We start from the raw sequence: 24,799 nt of genomic DNA on the forward strand, positions 1-24,799 counted from the left end.
TCGATTCACAAATGGCTACTTATTCAATACAGAGAACTAGCATGAAGCCGCAATTGCACGCCAACAACCTTACGCTGGGATATGATCGTCACATCATCACCGAGAACCTGAATATCACCCTTCCCGAGCATCAGTTCAGCGTCATTATCGGCCCGAATGCCTGCGGTAAGTCCACACTACTACGGGCATTGTGCCGTCTGCTCAAACCCCATACGGGGGAAGTGCTACTGGACGGCAAGAACATTCACCATCTCCCCACGAAAATGCTGGCTCGCCAGTTAGGACTATTGCCACAACACGCCATTGTGCCGGACAACATCACCGTGTTCGATTTGGTGGCACGTGGGCGCTATCCGCACCAGAGCCTATTGCGGCAATGGAGTCATCAGGATCAGGAGATAGTGGAACGATCAATGGCGGCCACCCATGTAGCACAACTGGCCGATCGCAGCGTAGATGCCTTATCTGGCGGTCAGCGTCAGCGCGTATGGATTGCAATGGTGTTAGCACAACAAACACCACTACTGCTTCTGGACGAACCGACCACCTGGTTGGACATCGCCCATCAGATTGAATTATTGGATCTGTTCCGTGAGCTGAACCAACAACACGGCCATACGCTGGTTGCGGTATTACACGATCTCAATCAGGCTTGCCGTTACGCCGATCATTTGATCGTCATGCACAATGGTCAGGTTGTTGCGGCAGGCAAACCCGCCGCGATCGTCAACGCGGAATTGCTCAAACAGGTATTTGGTCTGTCTTGCCTCATCATCGACGACCCGGTGTCCCACACGCCACTGATTGTGCCATACGGTAAGGGTTATCAAGCTCCCTGACCCCTCTTCCCACGTTATTGTGGGAAAAGGAAAACAGAGCTATCAAACCGTCGCGGAAAGCGCTTTCGTCAGCAGCTTATCCAACAACGGCCCCAACTCGACCAATGTGTGCGGCGAGAGAATATCCGCATGTTCGCTCGATTGGGGATAGAGGGTCACCCCGTCGATATAGGGCGCCCAACTGGCCTTCACATCCATGTCTGCCGGTAACGTTCGGGTAGCAACGAATAAGGTGGCATCGCCGTGGTAGCACGGTGATGTTGCAGTCGAGAGGAGCCGAACGGCATCACGGTAATTTGCCACGATATCCTTAAACATCGCCGCCTTATCCGCCCGTAACTGCGCATCACGTTCCTCTTCGGCTGCATTCATAAACTCAGCCTGTTCCCGCTCTACTTCCTGCCGCGCTTCATCCTCACTTGGGCCGCTCCAATCCTGCCCTTCCGCTGGGTAGGTATCCAGCAGACCTAAAAACGCCACCTCTTCACCAGACTGTTGCAGACGAGCCGCAATGCCGTGCGCCAACGTGCCGCCGAGCGAGTACCCCAACAAGAAATAGGGGCCGTGTGGCTGCAAACGACGTAAGGCCGCCAGATGACGCTCACACATCTCATCCACTGACGCGCAGTGGGCAATGCCGCCCTGCGGGCGTGGCGATTGCAAACCGATAATCGGATAATTACCGCCTAAATAGCGTAACAGTCCCGAATACTGCCAGGCGAACCCCGAGGCTGGATGGATGCAAAATAAGGCAGGCCCGTTTCCAGCACGCAATGGCAATATTTCACCACTGCCATGACTCTCAGCCGAGTCAGGTTCATCAGCCCCCTCCAACAGCTTCGCCAGTTTCTCTACGCTACGCTGTGCCATGATCTGCCCCACACTCATCGCGTACTGGCTATACCGCCGAATGTCCGCAGCCAGTTGCATCGCCAGTAGCGAATGCCCCCCAAGCGCGAAGAAATCATCATCAGCGAAGACACGATCACACTGAAGAATCTCAGCAAAGCGCCCTGCGATGAAACGTTCGCTTTCGGTCACTGGGACGCGGCCTTCAGTTCGCATCATCTCTGGCATTGGCAAGGCTTTACGGTTCAGTTTGCCATTGGCGCTTAGCGGAAAGTCGGTCATCGGCACGTAACTCACAGGCAGCATATGTGCTGGCAAACGCCGCGCTAACGCCTGCTGTAACGCAGGAATATCCAGTTCCCTTCCATCCTGTGGGATCAACCATGCCACCAGTTGACGTCCATCTGCGCCGTGCGTTGTACTTGTATGCCCACTGAGTTCTCGAGCGCACACCACAGCCTGAGCCACTTGCGGCTGTGCCAGCAATGCCTGCTCAATCTCGCCCAGTTCAATACGCTGACCACGAATTTTCAATTGATCATCGCTGCGTCCCAGATATTCCACCGTGCCATCATCCAACCATCGAGCGATATCGCCAGTACGATACATACGCTCCCCCGCGGCAAATGGGTCGGCGACAAATCGGCTGGCCGTCAGGTCAGGTCGACGCAGGTAACCTTGCGCCAGTTGTCTCCCACACAAATAGAGATCGCCAGCCACGCCGGGCGGAACCGGGCGCAAACAGGCATCCAGAATTCTCAGTTGGGTATTCCACACCGGTAGACCAATAGGAATACCAGGAGCGGTACAATCCGCCAGAGCCATACCGAACGCGGGTTGATAGGTCACATCGACGGCCGCTTCCGTCGGGCCATACAGATTGTGTAACGGAGCACCGACGAGCGCCTGCCAGTTCATCGCCAATTCACGGGATAATGCCTCACCGCTACAAAATACGCGTAGTAACGAATCACAGCCATTATCCTCACCCGCTCCCTGTTCCAACGCGTTAACAAACGCCGCCAACATGGATGGGACAAAGTGCAGTGTAGTCACAGCGTGCTCGTGAATAAGCTGCTTCAGCATAGAAGGATCGCGATGCGAATCCGGTGGTGCCATCACCAACGTTGCGCCGGTCATCAGCGGCCAGAAAAACTCCCATACCGATACGTCAAAACTGCATGGTGTTTTCTGTAGTACCACGTCCTCGTGGGTAAGAGGATATTGATCCTGCATCCACCACAGTCGATTCACGATCGCCCGATGGCTGACTACCACGCCTTTTGGCCGCCCGGTGGAACCAGAGGTATAGAGTACATAAGCCGCTGCATCGGACTTCACATCGACACGGTGATACGCCGGCAGAGCAGACTCTGCGATCAATGCATCCAGAATCAGCACCTGCCCCTGCTGCGCGAAACGTGGCAGCAAGGCACTCTCTGTCAGAATCAAGCGGGGTTGCGCATCCTCCACCATCATCGCCAGCCGCTCATCCGGGTAGCCGGTGTCCAACGGTAGCCAGGCAGCGCCACACGCCAATACCGCCGACAGCGCCAGACTGAGACGCACCGAACGCGGTAACGCTATCGCAACAATATCACCCGGTTGAACGCCAGCATCACGTAACCGCTGCGCCACTCCCTGAATGTGGTGCATCATCTGACGGTAAGTCAGTCGGTGCTGGCAATCCACCAGCGCCACCCCATCCGGCGTGCGCAGCGCCTGCTCCGCCACCGCTTGATGTAAGGTTCCTGACGGCACAACATGCTGTGTGCGGTTTACCTCGTCAATAAACTGCGTTTCTTCAGGTAACAGTAGATTCCAGGCACTCAGGGGCAATTCTGGCTGCGCAACGAGCTGCGCCAAAAGATGCTGCAATCGCTGCAACAGTCGCTCTGGCTGAGGCACACTGTCTCGATATTCCATTAATAGCCGCAGGTGTTCTCCCGGCAGCACCAGTAACGTCAACGGATAGTGTGTATAGCCACGGTTACTGACTTCCGTACAACGTGAATCTAGCGCATCACCTTCTGGATAATTTTCCACCACTAACAAGGTATCAAATAGTGTACCGACGCCGGCCAATTTCTGGATATCTCCCAGTCCCAGCCCATCGTGTTCAATCAGTTGGATTTGTTGATGTTGTAACGCCGCCAGTTGTGATAGCAGCGGCAGTGTCGGATCGACACGGACCCGAACCGGCAGCGTGTTGCTGAATAACCCAACCTGCGTTTCGGCGCCGTCAAACGCGCCAAAACGACCTGATACCGGAGAGCCAAACAGGATATCCTGACTCCCGCTGTATGTGCTCAACAACACTCCCCATATGCCTTGTATCAAGGTGTTAAGCGTCAATCCTTGTTGACGGCAGAGCCGTAGCATAGCCTGCTCTAATGCACTGTCGAGCAACAGTTCCAGTTCACGAACCGCTTCGGTATCCGATTGTTTATCAAACAAAATCGTCGGACGGGCATTGACTAGTGCCTCACGCCACACTTGACGGGAAACCTCCAGATCGCGACCCGTCAATTGAAGAACGACCTGCGCATAGTCCGTCACTGGCGGTAGCGTGTCACCACGCAGCAGCGCAAAGAAATCCCGCAACAGCACCGGGGTTGACCAGCCATCAACCACCAAATGGTGCGCATTAAGAAATAGCGTCTGACTCTGACCGTGTGACACTAATAAGGCATGTAGCATGGCATGCGGCTGACGAAACAGATCTCGCGTAAGTTCTTGATGCTCCAATTCCCACAATGCCGCGCTTTCCGCCGTCGGCAACGTGTGTTCTGTCAATGGCCAATATGAAATGTCATCACGCAGCAATGGCACAACCTGCAACGGCTGAGCGGCCAGTTCAGTATCAAACCGCGCCGCCAGTTGCGGATAACGACGTACCAGCGCGTCCAACGCCTTACGTATCTGCTCCGCCCCCAGTGGTTCGTGCAACGATAGACGGACCAGGGAATTATAGCTGCCCCGGTTTTCGGCAAGCTGAGCATGAAACAGCAACCCTTGCTGTAACGGCATTAGCGGTAACACCGCTGACAATGGGCCATGTTGCTGACGTAACTGTGCCAACGTTTCCGCTGTCATTCCCGGCATCCCAATCTCCGAGAGTGTCAATGTATCCGCCGTTCGTTGTGGCTGCTGACGGCTAAAGTCAGTGAGCTCCCCAACAGCGGCAACCAATGCATCATGCAGTTCGCTGATAGCCTGTGCGGTAAAAATGCCATCAGCCCAGCCCCACAGGATTGCCAGTTGCGGTAGTGAACCCTGCTCATCAACAAAGAGGTTAATTTCCAGCGCATGGCTGAGCGGTGATTGTTCCGCCTGCGTGGCCACGAAAACATCACGGAAACTGTCAGCCGTGCCACACGGTGACCATGGCCCTACCTGACGACCAAAACGGCCTAGATAATTGAACAGAATCTCTGGCGTATTTTGCTCTTCCAATACCGTCAGCGCTGACGCACCGATTTCATCCAGCCAGCGCAACTGACCATAGCCAACGCCATTATCTGGCACTGCGCGTAAGACGTTTTTCACTGCGGTCAGCATATATGCCGGGGTAGTGGCATCCGTGTTATCCCAATTGAAACACACCGGATATTCTGCCGTTAGCCACCCTACAGTCCGCCCCAGATCGAACCCTGCCTCATCGCTACGCCCATGAGACTCCATCATGACTCGCAGCGCACGTGTCTGATAACAGCGTGAACACGCCATCCCCAGTGCAGTTAATAGCACTTCATCTACCGTGGCGCGATACTGTTGCGGCAAATCCACCAGCAGCGCGGTCGTCTGTTCCGCGCTCAGCAAACGCCGTTCCACTTGCTGCGTGCTCTGCCGATCGCGTGCGGGATCCAACCGACGGGCGCCCAACATACGCACCTCGTCGCGCCACATCGCCTGCCAAAATGCCAGCTCACCGCGTCGGTGTGATGCCGTCGCTAAAAGATGTGTCGACCATCCCATCAGTGAGTACTCTTCCTCAGCCAACGTGATGGGGCGCTCAGCCATAATCGCCTCCGCCACGAGCCGCAATTCATGCAACAGTACCCGCCACGAAATGCCATCGACCACGAGATGGTGGATCACCAACACCAGTCCACACGCCTGCTCACCATGCCGTAGACGCGCAGCTTGCATCATGACGCCAGCCTCTGGTTTGATCTGGTGAGAGAGCGCCGCTAACGCCGCTCCGGCACTGGCGTCTTTATCTTCTTCTATCGACCAATCACGGCAATACCGCCCATCTGGCGCAGGTTCACTGATCGTCAACGCGCCATCACAAACCCGTGCCGCTAACGCGGGGTGGGTGTTAACCAACACCCGCAACGCCTGTTCTATCTGTTCGAGTTGTAATGCTGGAGGAACCTGAAGATAGACCCCATGTGAGAACTGCCGCTCAATACCGTGTTGAGCAAACCAGCGCACAATAGGTAATCCGTTTATCACGCCCTGTCGTGGAACACTCGGTTGAGATGGCGCACACTCAAGCGGCAACATCGTTTGCGCCATTCGTTCTGGGATGCGCTGAGCAAAAATATCTTTTGCTCGTAGCTGCCAGCCAGCCCGACGCAGCCGAGAACCAAGCGCCATGGCCGAAATGCTATCGCCCCCCAGCGAGAAAAAGTCGTCATCCACGCCGATATTCTCCAGCCCCAGGATGGCTGCCACGGCCTGACAAATTAACGCTTCCTGCTCATTGCCTGGCTGACGTCCGCTGTTTGGCAGCGCACTGAATTGCGGTTTAGGCAACGCCTGACGATCAATTTTTCCATTCACCGTCAGTGGCAACGCCTCCAACACAACCAACAGCGACGGCACCATGTAATCCGGTAAACGAGCAGCCAATTGTGCCTGCAAGCTAGTGACAATATCTGGCTGTGAGCGAACCGCCGCATCCGGCACCGAACAGTACCCAACCAGCCGATAGGTGACACCATTCGGTTCGGCAATTACGACCGCCGTACTGACCTCTGGTAATGCCACTAATGCGCTTTCAACTTCACCCAACTCAATGCGGAATCCCCGCACTTTAATCTGATGATCCACGCGGCCGATAAATACCAACTGCCCATCCGTTCGCCAGCGCATCACATCACCCGTGCGGTACATCACGTCACCAGCCTGAAACGGGTTGGCGACAAAACGTGCTGCGGTAAGATCCGGACGTCGCAAATAGCCGCGCGCAATACCCGTACCAGAGATGTATAACTCCCCTGCCACCCCAACGGGTACGGGTTGCAAACGATCATCCAACAACCAGGCGCTCGTATTGGCAACTGGGCGACCAATTACAGGTTGATCGGCAACCTGAACATTCGCTCCCAGCGTGTCAATGGTGTACTCAGAAGGCCCGTAATAATTATGGAACTCAATTTCCGGGTGTTGTCGTATCCGCTGCCATAAAGACGGCGTAGCGGCTTCTCCCCCAAGCATGATGAATGCGGGTTTAGGCTGCTCGTCATCCAACAATCCACTATCAACCAACTGTGAAAAGAACGAGGGGGTGATATCCAACAGGTCAACCGGCAGTTGACGCAATTTCTGCACCAGTGCCCAGGAATCGCGCCGTTGATCCTCATCAAAGACGTACAGCTCCGCGCCTAGAATCAGGCAAAACAGCGGTTCCCAAGAAGAGTCGAATGAAAATGAGACGGTGTGTCCCGCCCGCAGGCGGCGACCATGAGAGTGGAAAAAGCGAGTGATTGCCGGACCAAACAGCTGCTCCCCATGCGATATCAACAGGTTGAGCAGGCCACGGTGCGTACTCATCACCCCTTTTGGCTTGCCGGTAGAACCTGAGGTGTAGATCATATAAGCGAGATTTTCACCGCACAGCGGTTCCCGTCGCTCGGTATCCGTTACGGGATGTTCCGGCAGCATGGCACAAAGACGGCGCGTCTCCTCATCGTCCAGACAAACAGTTACCGTCTGCGGCGGCATATGAGAAGCGACCGCCTGATGGGTCAGCAACAAAGCCGGACGAGCATCTTCCAGCATCAATGCCATACGTTCCGGTGGATAATCCAGATCCAAAGGTAGATAAGCCGCGCCGCTGGTCAGCACCCCAAAAATAGCAACTATCGCGTCCACAGAACGAGGGACGCCGATCGCCACCACATCCTCCGTACCGATACCGCGCGCGATGAGCAACCTGGCAAGCTGCGTCACTCGCGTAGACAATTCGCGATACGTCAATCGCTCATCACCGCAGGCCACAGCGATCGCATCCGGTTGCCGTGTGGCTTGTTGCAAAAACAGATCCACTACCGTGGTGATCCCTTTAGGTAGTGGCAGCGTTGCTCCTTGTCCCCATGCCGCAATACGCTCTTTTTCCTCTGATGGCAGCAAGGACACGTCTGCAATCTCTGTTTCCGGCAGAGCCACCAACTGTTGTAACAAGTATGCGATGCGTTCCGCATGCCATTGCAGTGTCTGTTCGCTATAGCGCTTCGGGTTCGCCACCAGCGTCAGATGCAGTTGCTCGCCCAATCTGCCGAGTTCAAATTCCATATCCTCGACGGGTCCCATCGCCAACGCATGTGTAATGGCCGGAGTCCCCTCCAGCATCAAAGCATCCTGATATATCTTGAAGTTGATCACAGGATCATACAGTCCTTCGCCGCCAACCCGTCCTAAATCACGCCGCAGTTGCTCCGCTTCATAGCGTTGATGACGCCTCACGGTCTTTATCTCAGTAGCAAACATCTTATCGACTTCGGCCAGTGTCATCGTCGGGCGCAGAGTCAGTTGCAACGGCAATACATTCACCACAGGACCAGTCACGCACAGCGCTGCCGAACCGATACGACGCATAAAGGGGAAACCGATAGACAACGTCGGCTCACCACTCATGCGATAGAGATATATCGCCAACGCTGCCATCACGACCTCTGCCGATGGCGCGACACTGATATCCACTTGCTGCTGCAACGAGCGTAAGTCAGGTTCGGCGGGTTCACACATTTCCGTCGCCAGCGATACCGGAGCCGGCAAGTCCGCCGCGTGTTGCTGCCAGAACTCAGCGGATCGCTGATATTCAGGTGATGCCAGCCAGTCCTGATACTCCGCAACGACGGGAGCGAATGGCGTGAATGGGCTAGCCGCAGGCGCTCGCCCTGAGCGTAGCGCGTTGTAGATATCGACGATGCGTCGGGTCAATGCATCGAAGCTGAAACCGTCCAACAGCAGATGATGGAAACGCTGATACCACAACCAACGTTCTGGCGCATTGCCGACTTTCATCACGACCTGACGGTACAGGGGCTGCTCGCCATCCGCCGGTAAATCGGCGACTAAATCTTGATGAATCAGTGCCCATGCCTCTGCTTCGGCCTCAGCCTTCGCGCTTAAATCCCGCCATTCCGGCGCATGGATCAGGGGATGGCGCGGCAAGTGCTGTACAGGCTCACCATCATCGTTAACGACAAAACGGGCATGAACCGTATCTGCTTCCGACAGCCCTTGCCGAATAGCGCGATCCAGACAATCTCGATCGAGTGGACCGTTCAATTCAATGGCATGTGCCACTGTAAAGTCATGACGAACTTGGGCTAATTGCTCGGCAAACCAGATTCCTGGCTGTGCCGCAACCAACGGTAATTGCAGAAAATCAGCTGACAGATCAGAAGAGGCAGAATCAAACACTACGGATGTCTCAGACACGGTACAGTTCCCTCAACGGTGCTTTCCCGAGTGGTCCGAAACCGAACACTCGGGGAAAAAAGCATAGGCGCATTAGCGCGCGTCGGCGTCTTGCAGGCTGGCCGGACGCATGTCCTGCCAGTGTTGTTCGATGTAGTCGATACAGACCGCACGAGACTGCGGACCGAACACCTGTTGCCACCCAGCGGGCGCCGCGACAAACTGTGGCCATAGGCTGTACTGGCGCTGAGCGTTGATAAGAACCAAAAACGTAAGCGTCTCGTCATCAAACGGATTTTGTTGTTCCTGACTCATCGCTATCTCCTGTTATTTTGTTGTCAGTAGAAATTGTTATGTTGTCAGTAGAGGCCGAGTTGTCTGCCAGGTCGGCTAACAGCCAGCGCAGACCATCGATCAGACCACCACGCCAACACAGGGCATCATGCCCACCGGAATAAATGCGAAAAAACACCTGGTGCCCCGCCGCCATCAGTGCCTGATTCATCTGCTGATTAACGAAACAGATATCAGCCTCGCGATCGCCAGCCTCCTGAAAAATCACCAAGGGTTTAGCCGCGGGACCTTGCTGCTGGACCTCTTGCACCAGCCAGCCGGGCTCCAGAACCTCACGCTCGTCAAAACGGGTCATCAATTGAAAATTTGGCCACCAAAAAGAACCGGACTGCGTCAACACTCGTCCAAAGCGCTGCGGCCAATGCAATCCCGCATAAAGTGCAGACAGGCCACCATAGCTCTGCCCAACGATCAGGGTACGGTCAGGGTCATCACTAAACGTGGCAAGGCTGGCCGCTAACGGTAACAACTCCTGCTGCAAGGCCAGCCAGAAATCGGCATTGCAGGGGAGTTCCTGCGCACGGTAGTTGCCATCGATCGCATCAATAAAGAGCCAGACGGCAGTGGGTAGATTTCCCTGCGCCGTTTCTACTTCAAGCGCCATGGGAAGCGGTAGTTCATCAACCCACCGTTGCCCATCCAACACAATAACCAACGGACGGGATCCCGGCTGAACACGTTCTCCGTTGGTATAAAGCCAGACTCGTCTCTCATTGCCGAGTCGCTCGCTACGCCAGTGAAAAAGCGTCATGCATGGAAGTCTCTCCCGTTCGCCTTTCCCTTCATCCCAAGCACACCATGCACTCTGTTCAGGGGCATTGGGCATATGTGCCACAGAGTGGTCTCCTCCCACACACGTGATAAGAGGCTGATAAGGGTTAAGCGGATCGGAAATCGCGCATGCAAACAATGAACACCACCACTGGCACTGCTGTTGGCTACGCTGTTCCTCATCACCCTGAAATTCAGGGGGGAGTTGTTCGTGAGTGATGGGGATCAGGCTATAGCCGCCACGCCATGTTGCCGGAATCACCACGGACCAGAACCAGACATCTGTACCGCTCAGTCGTTGCAGGCTTTGTGGGGCTTCACTGTGGTGGTTGGTCACACCATTGATATCGACGTACACCTGTTTAATCGGAGAATGCTGTTCATCACCGTGCGGGTCACGCCAGAAAAATGCCATTTCCACTTGCTGAGGTGTTGTCGACGGAGCGACAACGGGTGTGCCGACAGCCGCCAACCGTTTCCACCAGCACACCGTTCCTACCTCAGATGAAGACAATAGCTCGGCGATAAAATTGGGGCACTGCATGACTGGCATAACTCTCCCTGAACGTGCGTTTATTTAAACAAAATCATTACAAATACTAATCAATATAAAAACAAATCCGCTTTGAATAATGACAATTACGAATTGTATTGAGAATTATTTGCATTTACAATAATATGCTTTGGTCATTTATTGCAATGTACAAATCAACACCAATGCGCTCCCCCTCACAATGGAAGTTAAAAAAACAAATAAATTCAGGAAATTAAAACAATAAATTCAAATTAAAAATCGTTAAAAGGTAATTCCATCAACCACAAGCTAAAAATATCTTTCTGATTAAGGGATGAATGTATGTTGACCATGAAAAATAAAACATTAGATAAACCAATCAATGAGTGTATAAAAACTTACCGCCTTCCTCTCGTGTTAACCTCTTCGATATTCCTCATCTCTGTTGCTCAGGCTGAAGAGAAAACGACACCGCATAACGACGTGATCCTCGTGACAGCCAACGGGACAGAAAGCGTCACCGCTCCGCTAAAAGGGTTCGTTGCGAAAGAAAGCGCCTCCGGCACCAAAGTCGCCACACCGCTGGTTAAAACACCTCAGGCGATTTCGGTTATCACGCGAGATCAAATGGATGCACAACACGTCGATTCCGTCGCCGATGCGCTAAACTACAACAGCGGCACGGTGACAAGTTATCGTGGTTCCTCTAACCGCAATGATGAAGTGATTGTTCGCGGCTTTCGCTACGCAGCAAAGTATCTGGATGGGTTGAGTTTCGGATTAAGCGGACAAGATGGTGGTTTGGGGAAAATTGATCCCTGGTTTCTGGAACGTGTCGAGGTAGTACGCGGTCCGGCCTCAGTACTCTATGGTCAGGTCAACCCCGGCGGGCTTATCAGTATGACCAGTAAACGCCCCACCGCTGAGACCATCCGTAAAGTGCAATTGAGTACAGGGAATCAACATCTGGGTGAAGCTGCATTCGATTTCGGCAGTGCGCTCAATGATGACCAAAGTCTGCTATACCGGCTGAATGGTATCGGCAGCACTAAACATGAATTTATCAAGAATTCAAAACAAGAACGTATCGCTATCGCGCCATCACTGACTTGGCTACCAAATACTGATACCAGTTTCACGCTCATGACACTGTATCAGAATGATCCCGAAGCAGGTTTCCGCAACTTCCTGCCCGCTTACGGCACAGCAATCGGTACCACCTCTGGCTACATCCCTTACCACATGAACATTAGCGACCCTAACTATCATCGGTCAAAACGTGAGTTAGCCTCCATCGGCTATATTTTCGAGCATGCATTTAATGATGTTGTGTCATTCCAGCAAAATGTCCGCTATTCACAGTTGAAAGAAAAATATAAATATTTGGTGTATACCATCGGCGGCAGCGCGACCAGCAGCCATATCAACCTGCGCCAGCAAAAGGAGGAAGCCAAGACCGATGAAATGGGGATCGACAACCAGTTAAAAGCGCAATTCAACATCGGCAATGTCGATCACACGTTGATTGGTGGATTGGATTACAAAGCTCAGAAACGGAATACCACCATGCAGGTTAACCGTAGAGATCAGTACGACTACGACTGGGCCAATCCAAGCCACAACGTCGGTTACCTGCTACCCGATAGCCAACTCACCTTGATAACCGATGACCTGAAAAAAATAGATCAAGTCGGGATCTACTTGCAAGACCAGATCGAGTGGAACAACTGGAATCTGCTGCTATCTGGACGCCATGACTGGAGCGAAATCCGTAGCACCGACCGCACCAGTAGCTCATTCAAGCAACAAAACAATAACAAGTTTACTGGTCGAGCCGGTCTGCTATATGCATTCGATAACGGGATCTCACCCTATATTAGCTACAGTACGTCGTTCGAACCGAATGTGGATTCTGGCGCACCAGGCACCGACCCGTTTAAACCGACAACCGGTGAACAAAAAGAAGTGGGTGTAAAATTTCAACCGAAGGGCAGTGACACAATGTTGACCTTGTCACTGTTCGACATCACCCAGAAAAACTTATCCTCTTCGCGTTATTTCCCTGAGTACGACCGCAACTACAGTGAACAGATTGGCAAGGTGAAATCAAAAGGGGTAGAAACTGAGCTGCGTTCCCAGCTTACACCAGAGTTCAGCCTGCTGGCTGCATACACCTACCTCGACACGTTAACTAAAGAGAGCCACACCGCAGGTGAGGTGAACAAAGCCATGCCAGCGATTCCACGCCATTCCGCCTCTGCATGGGGGGAATACCAATTTATGAATGGAGTGTTGCAAGGCTTAAAACTGGGTACGGGCGTACGCTACATGGGCACCACTTATGGCGATAGAAAGGAAGGTTATAAAGTTCCGCATTACACGCTCTATGATGCTATGGCGAGCTACGATTTAGGCACCGCATCACCCAGCCTGAAAGGTGCTGAAGTGAAATTGAATCTCAACAACCTCACCGACAAACACTATGTTGCATCATGCAGCAATACAGAAGCCTGTTTTTACGGTAGTGGTCGCAGCATCATAGCAACCGTCAGCTACAGTTGGTAATGTCCACATTGTCACCCTGAAATCGGGGTGGCAAGTTAATGCGACAACAGCGGGGACATCCCCTCCAACTCAGCAAGATGCACTGCATCGAGACGAAAAAAAACCGCACATCCATAAGGATATGCGGTTTTTTCATCCATACGTGGATAAATACACGATGGAATAAATAAGTGGCGGAACGGACGGGGCTCGAACCCGCGACCCCCTGCGTGACAGGCAGGTATTCTAACCAACTGAACTACCGCTCCACTCATGCTCACTGAGCGGGATGAATACTAAGATGATGGCACTATTACGTCAACGCTTTTTATAACTAACCGCTTCTGTTTGCTTATAATTTCAGCTTAGTGATGGTTCTCTCACCCACTCTGTGACCGTCCTCTCCATTTCTCAACACCAAGAACGGAACGCTGCCGATATTACTCAGCCCGCCACAGGCAACTACCGCCTTTTTTCACAATCAAATCCAGACGCTGTTCATGTGCTAACAGTTCAGCATCATCTGCGTAAAGCACCTTCAATGCCGACTGAGGGCGAACAATTCTCTGGATCGTTTCGGTATTCTCACTCTTTTGCTGCGTTTCACCTTCCATCGAAAAAGTTAGCGACGTTTGGCCACCGGTCATCGCCAGATAAACTTCAGCCAGAATCTCGGCATCGAGCAATGCGCCGTGCAGCGTACGCTTGCTGTTATCTATTAAATAACGATCGCAAAGCGCATCCAAACTGTTCCGCTTACCAGGAAAGATTTTCCGCGCCATAAACAGGCTATCGGTGATCTTACAGAATGTTTCCGTCTTAGGAAGATCCCGATTCAGCAATCGAAATTCATAATCCATAAAGCCGATATCAAACATCGCGTTATGAATGACCAACTCCGCGCCACGGATAAAATCAAGGAAATCATCCGCAATATCCGCATACGTCGGTTTGTCAGCAAGAAACTCATCGCTGATACCATGTATGTTATAGGCCTCTGGGTCCACTAAACGGTCGGGTTTGATGTAGACGTGAAAATGACGGCCAGTCAGGCGGCGGTTAATCACCTCGACCGCACCGATCTCGATAATTTTATGCCCTTCGTAGTGAACCCCCAGTTTATTCATACCGGTGGTTTCTGTATCGAGGACGATTTGTCGCGTAATTTCAGTGCTCATCGTTTTCGTTTATGTCAGACTTGCCGTTTTTACCATGAGGGAGAGTCTACCAGAGATGCGCAAACAGGTAGAAATTTTCACCGACGGATCTTGCCTCGGTAATCCCGGCCCCGGCGGTTATGGCGCCCTGCTGCGCTACAAGCAGCACGAAAAAGCGTTAAGTGAAGGCTATCGTCTTACGACGAATAACAGAATGGAGCTGATGGCCGCAATTGCAGCGCTTGAAACACTGACCACCGACTGTGACGTCGTACTCAGCACAGATAGCCAATATGTTCGTCAGGGGATCACCAGTTGGATTCATAACTGGAAAAAACGTGGCTGGAAAACCGCCGACAAAAAGCCCGTCAAGAATGTCGATCTCTGGAAAAGGTTGGATACCGCGATTCAACGCCATTCCGTGCGCTGGGAATGGGTAAAAGGACACGCCGGACACCCGGAAAACGAGCGCTGCGATGAGCTTGCTCGCGCCGCCGCCAGTGCGCCAATGCTTGATGACACTGGCTATCAGGCTGAGTAAATCACCGTAGGCATCGATCTCATCTCCGATATATCTTTGTTGCGCCCACCGTGCGGCGCACAGACGCTTTCTGCAACCGCGCTCTCATCGGCGTGAACGTCAGCGGAATAGTTCTCTTTCGGGCAATAATTAACGTCAGGCACCCCAGCATCGGAATATGTTTATTCAACTTCCCCTTATTCCTTCGCCATGGTGTAACGTGAAAGTGAGTCCGATGAATAACCTCATAGTTCAGTAGTCCCAGCCAGTCCGTGATGCGCATTAGAGTAAACATACGACTGCAATAGGGATGCTTTTTATTCAGCCGAGGGATCAGTTTGCCAACGCCAACCAAACTGATCGGATTAAATGTACTCAGAATTAACCAACCATCGTCGATCAAGACGCGATCAACCTCACGCAAAACACGATGCGGATCCGACGAATAAGACAGCGTTTGGGCAAGTAAGCAGGCATCAATCGATTTTTCAGAGAAAGGCAGTTGATGGGCATCAGCCACGACCTGAAGATTATCACCATGCGGAGCAACGTTAACCTGATGCGCGATTGCGCACTCTGTCACATCGATTTCTGCACTCAGCGCCCCTATCTTGATAAGGTGAAAACCAAAGAGTTTTGGCCACCATGGCAACAAAGCCAGCTCAAGCGACTCGCGATAAAACTGCCCGCAGGTGATATCATCCCATGAATCAGGAGCCACAATGGTCTGAGGAATTTGTGCCGATTTCATCTTCTGTTCTCGTCCTCAGGCAACTAGAAAAAAGAGGTGATGAATGAATCTTATCAGTATCCCCGCACTTCAGGACAACTACATTTGGTTATTGAGTAATAAAGACAAGCGTTGTGTGATTGTCGATCCGGGTGAGGCGTCCCCCGTGCTTAATTCTCTCGAACAATACTCACTTTTTCCCGAAGCAATCTTACTCACTCACCACCATAACGACCATGTCGGGGGCGTTAACGAACTCCTCAAACATTACCCTAACCTGCCTGTTTTTGGGCCAAAAGAAACCGCTAAATACGGCGCAACCTATCTCGTCGAGGAGGGAAATACTGTTTCTTTGTTAAATTCGGAATTTTCTGTAATTGAGGTTCCAGGACATACATCAGGTCATATTGCCTACTATAATGCGCCATTTTTGTTCTGCGGTGATACGCTATTTTCAGCAGGATGCGGCCGAATACTTGAAGGAACACCGCTGCAAATGTATGAATCAATTAATAAAATAGCCGCCCTCCCTGATGATACCGTGGTGTGCTGTGCTCATGAATACACGTTATCAAACTTAAGGTTTTCTAATGCCATATGGCCAGAAGACCCAAGTATTGAAGCTTACCTCCATAAAATCAGCCAGATACGCGAAAAATCGCAGTCTAGTTTACCAACAACATTAGGGTTGGAAAGAAGAATTAATCTTTTTCTCCGTTGCCATGAATTTGATTTAAAAAGAAAACTAGCAAAAGAACCTGAAAATATAGAGAATTGGCAAGTTTTTGAGCTGCTACGCAGCCAGAAAGACTGCTTCTGAAGGTTTAGGTTGTGCTATTCCTCTAATCAAAGTATCCTTGCTCGTCTTTTAAGCAACTATTGACCAACATATGAAGGCTAAAGCGATAATCATCGCCTCAGTCTTGCTAGTTGGTTGCCAGGTATCACCACATGACACCTCGCAACCCAAACAGCATGCACAGAGTTTGTCTTCGGCAAGTCAAAGTGAAGCAGGAAAGTACACAGATGGCCGAGAGGCCTCCGCGCGATGGTTAGATGACGATAGCCTCGCGCAACGAGATCTGTGGAACTTCATTGGCGACGAGCTGAAGATGGAGGTTCCGGATAACGCCCGGGTCCGCGAGCAAAAAACGCGTTATTTAAAAAATAAGAGCTATCTCCACGATGTAACATTGCGGGCAGAGCCGTACATGTACTGGATAGTCGAGCAGATTAAGCAACGTAAAATGCCGATGGAACTGGTACTGCTACCCATAGTGGAGAGCGCTTTTGATCCAAGTGCCACATCATCCGCCAATGCCGCTGGGCTATGGCAGATTATCCCTGGTACAGGACGTAATTATGGTTTGAAACAAAACCAGTGGTATGACGGGCGTCGCGACGTAATAGCGTCTACGACAGCTGCGCTGGATATGATGCAACGGCTCAACACGATGTTTGATGGTGACTGGTTATTGACGGTTGCTGCGTACAACAGTGGTGAAGGTCGCATCATGCAGGCGATGAAAGTAAATAAAGCAAAAGGGAAATCAACCAACTTTTGGGCATTGGTGTTACCGCGAGAAACGTCCATTTATGTTCCTAAGATGTTAGCCTTGAGCGATATTCTTAAAAACAGCAAAAAGTATGGCGTGAGCCTGCCACAACCTAATGAAAGCCGAGCATTAGCCAAGGTTGAACTGGGGCAGCAGATTGAATTGACTCAAGCCGCTGAGATGGCTGGTCTATCGTTGAATAAGCTGAAGAGCTATAACTCGGGCTATAAGCGTAATGTCACCGCACCAAATGGGCCACATTACATTATGGTTCCTAAAGCTCACGTTGAGCAGTTGAAAGATTCACTGGCTGATGGTGACATCGCAGCGATTCAACCAACACGCTTAGCGCAAACGCAGTCAACTCCAGAGTCACAGCAGTATAAGGTTCGTTCCGGTGATACCTTATCGGCAATTGCAGCGCGGCTTAATGTCAGCACGAAAGATTTGCAGAGTTGGAACAATCTACGTAGCGCTGGCGCGCTTAAGATTGGGCAGACATTGCAAGTTGCTAAAGCTTCAAGCAATAGCAGTTCTATCACCTATCAAGTACGCAAGGGTGATTCGCTGGCAAGCATTGCTAAGCGTCATGGTGTAAATATCGCTGATGTGATGCGCTGGAATACGGTTATTAATAAGAATGCCAATATCCAGCCAGGCGATCGTCTGACGCTTTATGTTAGCAGTAATATAAAACCTGATTCTTAAACGTCATATCAGGATCAGCAACGAGACACAGCCCTCCAACAGAAATGTAGAGGGCTGCTTTTTTATAGCGATTAAGTCAGGCTAAATTCAACGAGCAGTGGGTTATGATCTGAGGCCTGAGTCACCAATACAGAAGACTGGTTAACAGTCAGCTCACGGTAAAAGACGAAATCGAGCGGTCGCCCAAACGCTTTACGCCGCTGGTCATCAACAAAATAGACCTCCTGTAGCCCCATTCCTGTCGCAAACCGGTTAAGCGCGTTGATACGCGGCTGACTCCATGCATTGAAATCTCCAGCCATAATTACTGGCCCCTGATGATGTATCAGCTGCTCCCCAATTGCGGCCAGTTGTTTGGTATAAACCTCAACACCAAAACTAAAGTTAACCGCATGGATATTGATAACCATCAGCCTCTGCCCGTTCTGAAGAGCATAGACCGTTACTAAAGAAGACTTAGCCAAACGTAGCAAAGGTTCCCGTTCACGTAAAGGACAGCAATATACCGGCTGGGCTGCTGATAGCGTCATCACACCGGATGGATGCTGTGGGAGGATAACGGCTGGCACTTGATCGGCAGAGAGGTAGTTCGTGGTCGCAAAGCGGATAAGATCTGGTGTACTTTGTGCTTCCTGCAACAGGACTAACTGGGTGCCTTTACCGAAATTTTGCAACACGGAAAGCCAGTTCAGCCTTTGTTGCTTAAAAATATTCCACACCATTACGCGTAAAACATCCCCCTCCAGCAACAATGAGCCTGTCGGTAGCGCTTGCCCCGGATAATGCATTTCCCCGGGAGGAAAGATACGTTCAACTGGTTGACCGGCAACATATCTCATTGCATAGGTTCTTTTCCGCACGCCTAATCCACTATCAGTTTCAATACTCTAAATACCCTATCAAAAAATAGCCCACTTCCGTTATAAGAATTTTATCGCAGACTGGTTATGTACGCTCACCGATAGGAAAAGAATAAACGGTTGACAAAAAACGTAAGGGGAAGAGAAAAGAGAGAATGATCTAATTTCCATATATGCAAAAAGCCCTAAGCGTTAACTTAGGGCTTTTTGTGAATAAGTGGCGGAACGGACGGGGCTCGAACCCGCGACCCCCTGCGTGACAGGCAGGTATTCTAACCAACTGAACTACCGCTCCACCGAATTTCTCTACAACCACCAGATTGCTCCGGCTTACTGCTTAATTTGATGCCTGGCAGTTCCCTACTCTCACATGGGGAGACCCCACACTACCATCGGCGCTACGGCGTTTCACTGCTGAGTTCGGCATGGGGTCAGGTGGGACCACCGCGCTATCGCCGCCAGGCAAATTCTGTTTCATTCCAACCGTTATGCTTCGCTCTCGCTCTCGCACAACCATCAGAACCAATCCTAAAACAAGCTAAATATCAAAACATGTCTCTATGAGTCATCATCACTCAAAACACCTTCGGTGTTGTAAGGTTAAGCCTCTCGGGTCATTAGTACTGGTTAGCTCAACGTATCGCTACGCTTACACACCCAGCCTATCTACGTCGTCGTCTTCAACGGCCCTTCAGGGGCATCGAGTGCCCAGGGAAGACTCATCTCGAGGCAAGTTTCCCGCTTAGATGCTTTCAGCGGTTATCTCTTCCGCACTTAGCTACCGGGCAATGCAATTGGCATCACAACCCGTACACCAGTGGTGCGTTCACTCCGGTCCTCTCGTACTAGGAGCAACCCCTCTCAATCTTCCAACGCCCACGGCAGATAGGGACCGAACTGTCTCACGACGTTCTAAACCCAGCTCGCGTACCACTTTAAATGGCGAACAGCCATACCCTTGGGACCTACTTCAGCCCCAGGATGTGATGAGCCGACATCGAGGTGCCAAACACCGCCGTCGATATGAACTCTTGGGCGGTATCAGCCTGTTATCCCCGGAGTACCTTTTATCCGTTGAGCGATGGCCCTTCCATTCAGAACCACCGGATCACTAAGACCTGCTTTCGCACCTGCTCGAGCTGTCACTCTCGCAGTCAAGCTAGCTTATGCCTTTGCACTAACCTCCTGATGTCCGACCAGGATTAGCTAACCTTCGTGCTCCTCCGTTACGCTTTGGGAGGAGACCGCCCCAGTCAAACTACCCACCAGACACTGTCCGCAACCCCGATTAGGGGCCCACGTTAGAACATCAAACATTAAAGGGTGGTATTTCAAGGTCGGCTCCATGCAGACTGGCGTCCACACTTCAAAGCCTCCCACCTATCCTACACATCAAGGCTCAAGGTTCAGTGTCAAGCTATAGTAAAGGTTCACGGGGTCTTTCCGTCTTGCCGCGGGTACACTGCATCTTCACAGCGAGTTCAATTTCACTGAGTCTCGGGTGGAGACAGCCTGGCCATCATTACGCCATTCGTGCAGGTCGGAACTTACCCGACAAGGAATTTCGCTACCTTAGGACCGTTATAGTTACGGCCGCCGTTTACCGGGGCTTCGATCAAGAGCTTCGCCTTGCGGCTGACCCCATCAATTAACCTTCCGGCACCGGGCAGGCGTCACACCGTATACGTCCACTTTCGTGTTTGCACAGTGCTGTGTTTTTATTAAACAGTTGCAGCCAGCTGGTATCTGCGACTGGCTTCAGCTCCGTCCGCAAGGGACTTCACCTACGCGCCAGCGTGCCTTCTCCCGAAGTTACGGCACCATTTTGCCTAGTTCCTTCACCCGAGTTCTCTCAAGCGCCTGAGTATTCTCTACCTGACCACCTGTGTCGGTTTGGGGTACGATTTGATGTTACCTGGAGCTTAGAGGCTTTTCCTGGAAGCGTAGCATTGGTTACTTCATCACCGTAGTGACTCGTCATCACGCCTCAGTGTTAACGATGACCCGGATTTACCTAAGTCACCCACCTTCACGCTTAAACCGGGACAACCGTCGCCTGGATAACCTAGCTTTCTCCGTCCCCCCTTCGCAGTAACACCCAGTACAGGAATATTAACCTGTTTCCCATCGACTACGCTTTTCAGCCTCGCCTTAGGGGTCGACTCACCCTGCCCCGATTAACGTTGGACAGGAACCCTTGGTCTTCCGGCGTGCGGGTTTTTCACCCGCATTATCGTTACTTATGTCAGCATTCGCACTTCTGATACCTCCAGCAGCCCTCACAGGCCACCTTCGACGGCTTACAGAACGCTCCCCTACCCAACAACGCCTAAGCGTCGCTGCCGCAGCTTCGGTGCATGGTTTAGCCCCGTTACATCTTCCGCGCAGGCCGACTCGACCAGTGAGCTATTACGCTTTCTTTAAATGATGGCTGCTTCTAAGCCAACATCCTGGCTGTCTGTGCCTTCCCACATCGTTTCCCACTTAACCATGACTTTGGGACCTTAGCTGGCGGTCTGGGTTGTTTCCCTCTTCACGACGAACGTTAGCACCCGCCGTGTGTCTCCCGTGATAACATTCTTCGGTATTCGTAGTTTGCATCGGGTTGGTAAGTCGGGATGACCCCCTAGCCGAAACAGTGCTCTACCCCCGAAGATGAGTTCACGAGGCGCTACCTAAATAGCTTTCGGGGAGAACCAGCTATCTCCCGGTTTGATTGGCCTTTCACCCCCAGCCACAAGTCATCCGCTAATTTTTCAACATTAGTCGGTTCGGTCCTCCAGTTAGTGTTACCCAACCTTCAACCTGCCCATGGCTAGATCACCGGGTTTCGGGTCTATACCCTGCAACTTAACGCCCAGTTAAGACTCGGTTTCCCTGCGGCTCCCCTATTCGGTTAACCTTGCTACAGAATATAAGTCGCTGACCCATTATACAAAAGGTACGCAGTCACCTAACAAGTAGGCTCCCACTGCTTGTACGTACACGGTTTCAGGTTCTATTTCACTCCCCTCGCCGGGGTTCTTTTCGCCTTTCCCTCACGGTACTGGTTCACTATCGGTCAGTCAGGAGTATTTAGCCTTGGAGGATGGTCCCCCCATATTCAGACAGGATGTCACGTGTCCCGCCCTACTCATCGAACTCACAACTTGTGCATTTTTGTGTACGGGACTATCACCCTTTACTGTGCGACTTTCCAGACGCTTCCACTAACACACAAACTGATTCTGGTTCTGGGCTCCTCCCCGTTCGCTCGCCGCTACTGAGGGAATCTCGGTTGATTTCTTTTCCTCGGGGTACTGAGATGTTTCAGTTCCCCCGGTTCGCCTCATTAACCTATGTATTCAGTTAATGATAGTGTGTCGAAACACACTGGGTTTCCCCATTCGGGTATCGTCGGGTATTACGCTTCATATCAGCTTACCGACGCTTATCGCAGATTAGCACGCCCTTCATCGCCTCTGACTGCCTAGGCATCCACCGTGTACGCTTAGTCGCTTAACCTCACAACCCGAAGGTGTCTTTGAGTAATCAAAGTCACGTATCGCGCTGCGATTATTTGAGAGACTCATTGACAGACTGATTCACCATTGACACCCGCAGGTATCAATGTTCATTCAGCTGTCATGTTTCAATTTTCAGCTTGTTCCAGATTGTTAAAGAGCAAAATACTTCGCAGCATACTGTTTCCAATACGCTCTGAAGTCTTTTTAATGGTGGAGCTATGCGGGATCGAACCGCAGACCTCCTGCGTGCAAGGCAGGCGCTCTCCCAGCTGAGCTATAACCCCATCTCTACTTACAGTTACCTTAGATACCACTCATGGAAGAGTTGGTAGGCCTGAGTGGACTTGAACCACCGACCTCACCCTTATCAGGGGTGCGCTCTAACCACCTGAGCTACAAGCCTATTAAGGTATTTCTGCTCGTTATTTTCATCAGACAATCTGTGTGAGCACTTCACTTAACACACATCTTCTTGGTAAGGAGGTGATCCAACCGCAGGTTCCCCTACGGTTACCTTGTTACGACTTCACCCCAGTCATGAATCACAAAGTGGTAAGCGCCCTCCCGAAGGTTAAGCTACCTACTTCTTTTGCAACCCACTCCCATGGTGTGACGGGCGGTGTGTACAAGGCCCGGGAACGTATTCACCGTAGCATTCTGATCTACGATTACTAGCGATTCCGACTTCATGGAGTCGAGTTGCAGACTCCAATCCGGACTACGACGTACTTTATGAGGTCCGCTTGCTCTCGCGAGGTCGCTTCTCTTTGTATACGCCATTGTAGCACGTGTGTAGCCCTACTCGTAAGGGCCATGATGACTTGACGTCATCCCCACCTTCCTCCGGTTTATCACCGGCAGTCTCCTTTGAGTTCCCGACCGAATCGCTGGCAACAAAGGATAAGGGTTGCGCTCGTTGCGGGACTTAACCCAACATTTCACAACACGAGCTGACGACAGCCATGCAGCACCTGTCTCACAGTTCCCTAAGGCACCAAAGCATCTCTGCTAAGTTCTGTGGATGTCAAGAGTAGGTAAGGTTCTTCGCGTTGCATCGAATTAAACCACATGCTCCACCGCTTGTGCGGGCCCCCGTCAATTCATTTGAGTTTTAACCTTGCGGCCGTACTCCCCAGGCGGTCGATTTAACGCGTTAGCTCCGGAAGCCACGCCTCAAGGGCACAACCTCCAAATCGACATCGTTTACAGCGTGGACTACCAGGGTATCTAATCCTGTTTGCTCCCCACGCTTTCGCACCTGAGCGTCAGTCTTTGTCCAGGGGGCCGCCTTCGCCACCGGTATTCCTCCAGATCTCTACGCATTTCACCGCTACACCTGGAATTCTACCCCCCTCTACAAGACTCTAGCCTGTCAGTTTTGAATGCAGTTCCCAGGTTAAGCCCGGGGATTTCACATCCAACTTAACAGACCGCCTGCGTGCGCTTTACGCCCAGTCATTCCGATTAACGCTTGCACCCTCCGTATTACCGCGGCTGCTGGCACGGAGTTAGCCGGTGCTTCTTCTGCGAGTAACGTCAATCGATAAGGTTATTAACCTTACCGCCTTCCTCCTCGCTGAAAGTGCTTTACAACCCGAAGGCCTTCTTCACACACGCGGCATGGCTGCATCAGGCTTGCGCCCATTGTGCAATATTCCCCACTGCTGCCTCCCGTAGGAGTCTGGACCGTGTCTCAGTTCCAGTGTGGCTGGTCATCCTCTCAGACCAGCTAGGGATCGTCGCCTAGGTGAGCCATTACCTCACCTACCAGCTAATCCCATCTGGGCACATCCGATGGCAAGAGGCCCTAAGGTCCCCCTCTTTGGTCCGAAGACGTTATGCGGTATTAGCTACCGTTTCCAGTAGTTATCCCCCTCCATCAGGCAGTTTCCCAGACATTACTCACCCGTCCGCCGCTCGTCACCGAGAGAGCAAGCTCTCCTGTGCTACCGCTCGACTTGCATGTGTTAGGCCTGCCGCCAGCGTTCAATCTGAGCCATGATCAAACTCTTCAATTTAAGATTTGTTTGATTTGCTGAACTCGTCAGCGATGCTCAAAGAATTAAAACTGTTTATTCGTAATGAATTTACTGTTGTTCACTCTTCAAGACTTTTTATATCGTTAAGATACGGTCTTGTGAGTGCCCACACAGATTGTCTGATTATATTGTTAAAGAGCAGTGCCACTTCATCGGTGGCGCGGGCTGCATATACTATGCTTTTCCGCTGTGAAGT

11 protein-coding genes, 4 tRNA genes and 3 rRNA genes are annotated in these 24,799 nt (G+C 51.7%); 5 read left to right on the plus strand and 13 right to left on the minus strand.

All coding sequences use genetic code 11. The annotated features are described in order from the left end of the window. Nucleotides 1-41: 41 nt before the first annotated feature. Nucleotides 42-839 carry an ABC transporter ATP-binding protein gene (locus tag AACH44_RS14955; protein WP_261847767.1) on the plus strand — a complete coding sequence of 266 codons (798 nt, stop codon included), beginning with the start codon at nt 42-44 and terminating at the stop codon, nt 837-839. Between the two features lie 42 nt (nt 840-881). On the opposite strand, the gene AACH44_RS14960 is transcribed toward AACH44_RS14955, so the two are convergent. The 3 genes from AACH44_RS14960 to fes form a co-directional block, all read right to left on the minus strand. Beyond that, on the minus strand, nt 882-9,365 hold the full coding sequence (locus AACH44_RS14960) for an amino acid adenylation domain-containing protein (protein ID WP_338659308.1): 8,484 nt from the start codon (nt 9,363-9,365) through the stop codon (nt 882-884). A 72-nt stretch (nt 9,366-9,437) separates the two neighbouring features. Next, a complete protein-coding gene (locus AACH44_RS14965) occupies nt 9,438-9,659 on the minus strand; it encodes an MbtH family protein (RefSeq protein ID WP_338659309.1) in 222 nt (73 codons plus the stop codon). After that, nucleotides 9,631-11,022 carry an enterochelin esterase gene (fes, locus tag AACH44_RS14970; RefSeq protein WP_338659310.1) on the minus strand — a complete coding sequence of 464 codons (1,392 nt, stop codon included), beginning with the start codon at nt 11,020-11,022 and terminating at the stop codon, nt 9,631-9,633. The genes AACH44_RS14965 and fes overlap by 29 nt, the downstream gene beginning before the upstream one ends. A gap of 303 nt (nt 11,023-11,325) precedes the next feature. On the opposite strand from fes, the gene AACH44_RS14975 reads away from it, so the two are divergent. After that, complete coding sequence (locus tag AACH44_RS14975) at nt 11,326-13,548, plus strand: TonB-dependent siderophore receptor (protein WP_425606588.1); 2,223 nt, start codon at nt 11,326-11,328, stop codon at nt 13,546-13,548. A 171-nt stretch (nt 13,549-13,719) separates the two neighbouring features. Here the strand turns inward: AACH44_RS14975 and AACH44_RS14980 are convergent. Further along, a tRNA-Asp gene (locus tag AACH44_RS14980) sits at nt 13,720-13,796 on the minus strand. Nucleotides 13,797-13,967: 171 nt separating this feature from the next. Beyond that, complete coding sequence (dnaQ, locus tag AACH44_RS14985; protein WP_261847771.1) at nt 13,968-14,705, minus strand: DNA polymerase III subunit epsilon; 738 nt, start codon at nt 14,703-14,705, stop codon at nt 13,968-13,970. Between dnaQ and rnhA the strand changes: the two genes are divergently transcribed. Next, nucleotides 14,659-15,225, plus strand: a complete 567-nt coding sequence (rnhA, locus tag AACH44_RS14990) for a ribonuclease HI (RefSeq protein WP_261847772.1) — start codon at nt 14,659-14,661, stop codon at nt 15,223-15,225. The genes dnaQ and rnhA overlap by 47 nt on opposite strands. A 19-nt stretch (nt 15,226-15,244) precedes the next feature. Here the strand turns inward: rnhA and AACH44_RS14995 are convergent, their stop codons facing one another. Further along, on the minus strand, nt 15,245-15,955 hold the full coding sequence (locus AACH44_RS14995; protein WP_261847773.1) for a class I SAM-dependent methyltransferase: 711 nt from the start codon (nt 15,953-15,955) through the stop codon (nt 15,245-15,247). A gap of 43 nt (nt 15,956-15,998) precedes the next feature. Here AACH44_RS14995 and gloB point away from each other — a divergent pair, with 43 nt between their 5' ends. Together gloB and mltD are read left to right on the plus strand one after the other, a co-directional pair. Continuing rightward, on the plus strand, nt 15,999-16,754 hold the full coding sequence (gene gloB, locus AACH44_RS15000; RefSeq protein ID WP_261847774.1) for a hydroxyacylglutathione hydrolase: 756 nt from the start codon (nt 15,999-16,001) through the stop codon (nt 16,752-16,754). Nucleotides 16,755-16,824: 70 nt separating this feature from the next. Then, nucleotides 16,825-18,198, plus strand: coding sequence for a murein transglycosylase D (mltD, locus tag AACH44_RS15005; protein ID WP_261847775.1), 1,374 nt, complete (start codon nt 16,825-16,827; stop codon nt 18,196-18,198). Nucleotides 18,199-18,269: 71 nt separating this feature from the next. Here the strand turns inward: mltD and AACH44_RS15010 are convergent, their stop codons facing one another. The 7 genes from AACH44_RS15010 to AACH44_RS15040 form a co-directional block, all read right to left on the minus strand. Next, the gene (locus AACH44_RS15010; RefSeq protein WP_261847776.1) at nt 18,270-19,058 is read right to left on the minus strand and encodes an endonuclease/exonuclease/phosphatase family protein; all 789 of its coding nucleotides are present in this window, start codon (nt 19,056-19,058) and stop codon (nt 18,270-18,272) included. A gap of 218 nt (nt 19,059-19,276) precedes the next feature. Further along, nucleotides 19,277-19,353: transfer RNA gene (locus AACH44_RS15015), tRNA-Asp, on the minus strand. Between the two features lie 52 nt (nt 19,354-19,405). Continuing rightward, nucleotides 19,406-19,521, minus strand: a 5S ribosomal RNA gene (rrf, locus tag AACH44_RS15020). 133 nt (nt 19,522-19,654) lie between these two features. Continuing rightward, nucleotides 19,655-22,562, minus strand: a 23S ribosomal RNA gene (locus tag AACH44_RS15025). A gap of 210 nt (nt 22,563-22,772) precedes the next feature. Further along, nucleotides 22,773-22,848: transfer RNA gene (locus AACH44_RS15030), tRNA-Ala, on the minus strand. A gap of 42 nt (nt 22,849-22,890) precedes the next feature. Continuing rightward, nucleotides 22,891-22,967, minus strand: a tRNA-Ile gene (locus tag AACH44_RS15035). Nucleotides 22,968-23,040: 73 nt separating this feature from the next. Beyond that, nucleotides 23,041-24,582: ribosomal RNA gene (locus AACH44_RS15040) — 16S ribosomal RNA — on the minus strand. The 16S, 23S and 5S rRNA genes sit together here with 3 tRNA genes alongside, the layout of an rRNA operon. Between the last annotated feature and the right edge of the window lie 217 nt (nt 24,583-24,799).

Source organism: Pectobacterium araliae, assembly GCF_037076465.1.
Lineage (GTDB): Bacteria > Pseudomonadota > Gammaproteobacteria > Enterobacterales > Enterobacteriaceae > Pectobacterium > Pectobacterium araliae.